Annotated in this window: 3 protein-coding genes; all 3 read right to left on the bottom strand. The window is 62.4% G+C overall.

What is annotated here, in order from left to right; translation table 11 throughout:
* Positions 1–563: 563 nt before the first annotated feature.
* Positions 564–1550 (bottom strand): HupE/UreJ family protein, encoded by a 987-nt coding sequence (locus ACSLE4_RS04965; protein WP_435903370.1) that lies wholly within the window; start codon positions 1548–1550, stop codon positions 564–566.
* Positions 1547–2419 (bottom strand): peptidyl-prolyl cis-trans isomerase, encoded by an 873-nt coding sequence (locus tag ACSLE4_RS04960; RefSeq protein ID WP_435903369.1) that lies wholly within the window; start codon positions 2417–2419, stop codon positions 1547–1549. Before ACSLE4_RS04960 ends, ACSLE4_RS04965 begins: the two co-directional genes overlap by 4 nt.
* A 10-nt stretch (positions 2420–2429) precedes the next feature.
* A partial coding sequence (locus tag ACSLE4_RS04955) for a DUF3604 domain-containing protein (RefSeq protein WP_435903368.1) occupies positions 2430–3181 on the bottom strand: 752 nt, incomplete at its 5' end.

Below are 3181 nucleotides of genomic sequence, written 5' to 3'. Positions count from 1 at the left end.
GTCTGGTCTGGCCTCCGCCAGACCTCGCGGCCGCGTCAGTTGCGTGAGAGACGGTGCCAGTGGCGTCCCGTAGCATCCGTGAGACCCGCCACCCCAACTGGGGTGCAAATGAAAGGCAAGAACCACCTCAGCCTCGCAGCAGCGAGAGGGACCAGCCGGTTACGCCGCTGACTTTATCGACAGCATCGGTCAAAAGCTGACTTTCGCGAACTGGTTCGGGTGTCTGCTCAACCCCTTGTAGCGGACGCTGCGGCTTAAATGAGGGCAGGGGCTCCGGTGCGGGAGGAGCGAAAAACACCTATTGCTTTTCAAAGGGCCTTTTGCGCCCGCACCTAGCGATAACCCGTTGGTGTTGTTATCAAGTGGGACAACTCCCGGGCCCACCAAGCTCTATGACAAGTGATTGAAGAAAAAACGCTTTTGAGACTTGTGCCCGCACCAGAGTAAAGGTGGTTCACAATATACCGGGGCGTCGCATTTCAGAGGTCTGGTTTACGCCTGCAAGCAGACAGCCTCAGGGGCTCTACAATCGTCTGCTTGGTGCCAGAAGCGGACAAGAGCGTTCAAAGCATGATTGCGAGGCGCTGGACGAACCACACGGCGGCCAGCGAGCCGATGCCGTAGCCGGTGGCGGTGCGCGCCCACGGCACCTTCAGCTCAAGTAAGCGGTCGACGATTGCCTTCAGCCCCAGCACGGCGAAAACGAACAGAAGCTGGCCAGCCTCGACACCGAGATTGAAGGTCAGCAACGCGAGTGGAACGTCGGATTGCGGCAGACCGATCTCTTTCAGCGCGCCGCCAAAGCCCAAGCCATGCAGCAGACCGAAGGCGAAGGCGATGATCCACGGCTCCTTGCTCGCGAGATCGTCCTCGCTCCGCTTCTGACGAAGCGTCTCCGCCGAAACGAACATGATGCTGAGTGCAATTACCGCCTCGACGGGCGCTTGCGGGATCTGCGCCCAACCGAGCGCGGCCACGGCCAGCGTAATGCTATGAGCCACAGTGAAGGCGGTGATGACCTTCACCAGCATCCATGTGTGGCGGACAAGTAGGAGCAGTGCGAGCACGAACAGTAGATGGTCGATGCCGAGCAGGATGTGCTCGACGCCCAGCAGGAAATAGGTAGCCGCCGTGTCGAGCCAGGTGGGTTCGGCGGCGACGGTGAAAGAGGGTTGGTCGGGAGTGAGCCTGGTAGTTTGGACGGCGCCGTTGACCGCGGCGACCCTGACCACGACATCGGTGAAGGTGCCAGCAAGTCCGTCGATCGAGACCTGACGTCCTGCCAGCCCGCGGGGGCAACTGACCGAAAGATACTCCAGAAACGCGCCACCGACGTGCTCGGTGCGCGGCGGTTTGGCGTTAGAGCATTCGCCGGGCAGGCGGACATAGAGCCCGAGGCGCATGTCGCCGCGCGCCGGCACTTTGAAACGCACATCGTAGGTTTCGATGCCAGTTTGCTTGATCTCCAGAAATCCAGGGCGCAATTCGTGGGCAACGCTCGCACCCTGCAGCGCGAGGAGCAAAACGAACGCTGACAGAAGTCGGGTCACGGCGCTGCCTCCGTCTCAGGGGCTGCGGGCAAAACCACCTCGTATTTGGAAAGCAGCTGGTCGTAAGCTTGGTCCTGGAATGCATCGCGCTGGTCGGCTCGCCACTTCTGTTTCACCACGTTGCGAATTTCGGCGAGCGCCGGGTCGTAGCCGTCGACCCGCGCGACGACACGTACGAGATGCAGCCCGTAGGGCGACTCGATCGGTCCGGCCCATTCGTTCTCGGGAAGATCGGTCAGTTTGGCCGCCAACGAAACGCCGAAATTGCGGGCGATGAGGCTCAGCGGCGACAGCTTCATGGAGCCTTGTAGCAGCGTCGGATCTCCGACATCCGCGGGAACATCACCTGGTTCGGAAGCCTTCAGGACCTCCAGGGACTTCCTGGCCCGCACGGGCGCCGCCTGGCCCGGCTTGTCGGGATTGAGAAACACCTGGTCAAAGGCGATCTTCGGCTCGACCCGGAAAGTGGCTCTGTTCGCATCGAGATAAGTCTGGAGCGTCGCGTCATCGGCCTGCAAGGCCTCGTCGTTGGGTTCGGTCAGGAACTCCAGCTTCTGCTGCATACGCCGGCGGATCAGCGTGTCGTCGCGGTCGAGCCCGAGCTTGAGCGCTTCTCGGTAATAGACCTCCTCCATAACGAAGGCATCGATCAGGCCGCGCAACTCCTCGGGCGTGGGCCGGCGCTGCCAGGTCCTTTCAAAGACCTTCGCCAGTTGCTCAACCCGCCCCCCGGTGACGACGATCCTATCGCGTACGTTTTCCTGACCGTCGCCAGCCATGAGCGCGTAGAAGCCGAACACCGCCGCGCCAATCAGCACGAAATGCACCAGCGGCTCGCGGATAACCTTCGACAGGACGCTCATGGGCATGCGCCCCGCCCTATTCTTCCGGCGTGTACCAGATCGGCGAGGTGTAGGCACGGTCCTGCAAGGTCATGGTGGTGCCCGGCAGCGGCTCCGTCCCGTAGAATTTGGCGTCATACGCTGTCCATCGCGGCTTTGGGATCTCCAGCACACGGCCGTAATAAAAAGCGGGCTGAGAAGGATCGAAGTCCGGATCCGTCCAAACCGTGATCAGCTCGGGCGCGCCGATGGTGTTCGTCCAGGTCGCCTCTTCGACGTCCACGGTGTTGCCGACCGGCGGCACCTTGCCGTCTTCGCCCAGCTCGCGATCGCCGGACCAGGCCACGTCATAGACCCTCTCGTGCAGGTCGCCGTTGGCATCGAGCCAGCCCTTGACGATCTGGTAGCGGTCGAGATTGGCGCCGATCGGATCCTTGAGCGCGGCAACGAGGAAGGTGGGCGACTTGCCGCCCGGTGCGGCGCGAAGATCGCCTCCCATCGGCACGCCTTTCAAATAGCCGGTGTGCGCAGGCAGCCGGTCCTCCGCATCGCTCGGCTGGAAATCCCAGCCGCCGAAGAAGCGCACGATCATGCGCGGGCCCGTGGTGGCATAGGTCTCTTTGCGCTGCATGGCGTCCCAGATCGCCTCGCGCTTGTTCTCCGTCGCCCAGACGGCGGCGTAGCCGGAGGCGCCAACTTGCCAGTCCATGATCCTCACGCCGGTCTCTTTGTTGTCGACGAAGGACGCCAGCAAGCGCTCAGGGCTCGGTTCCTGGGGCGTGGTCTTGC

The sequence above is a fragment of the Methyloceanibacter sp. genome (genome assembly GCF_051306395.1).
Taxonomy (GTDB): domain Bacteria; phylum Pseudomonadota; class Alphaproteobacteria; order Rhizobiales; family Methyloligellaceae; genus Methyloceanibacter.
This window is presented reverse-complemented; position numbering and strand designations above follow the sequence as displayed.

Excerpts from the sequence above, each read along its gene's own strand:
- ACSLE4_RS04960 (WP_435903369.1), bottom strand. The coding sequence starts at position 2,419 with ATGCCCATGAGCGTCCTGTCGAAGGTTATCCGCGAGCCGCTGGTGCAT.